The 321-nt window shown below is 53.3% G+C and carries 3 tRNA genes; all 3 read right to left on the reverse strand.

The window, feature by feature from the left end:
- Window positions 1–9: 9 nt before the first annotated feature.
- A tRNA-Phe gene (locus LJD34_RS16275) sits at window positions 10–85 on the reverse strand.
- Window positions 86–91: 6 nt separating this feature from the next.
- Window positions 92–168, reverse strand: a tRNA-Asp gene (locus tag LJD34_RS16280).
- A gap of 4 nt (window positions 169–172) precedes the next feature.
- Window positions 173–249 (reverse strand) — tRNA-Met (locus LJD34_RS16285).
- Window positions 250–321 lie beyond the last annotated feature (72 nt).

Below are 321 nucleotides of genomic sequence, written 5' to 3' on the forward strand. Positions count from 1 at the left end.
ATAAAAAAATGGTGGTTCCGGGCGGAATCGAACCACCGACACGAGGATTTTCAGTCCTCTGCTCTACCGACTGAGCTACGGAACCATCATTTGGCGGTCTGGACGGGACTCGAACCCGCGACCTCCGCCGTGACAGGGCGGCATTCTAACCAGCTGAACTACCAGACCATTTTGGTTGCGGGAGAAGGATTTGAACCAACGACCTTCGGGTTATGAGCCCGACGAGCTACCAGACTGCTCCATCCCGCGATATTAAGTTTTTTAATAAATGGCGGAGATTGAGGGATTCGAACCCCCGCAGGACGTTAATCCTCTGCTGGT

Origin of the sequence: Faecalibacillus sp. MSK20_93 (assembly GCF_020589945.1) — a bacterium.
GTDB classification, from domain to species: Bacteria; Bacillota_I; Bacilli_A; order Erysipelotrichales; family Coprobacillaceae; genus Faecalibacillus; species Faecalibacillus intestinalis.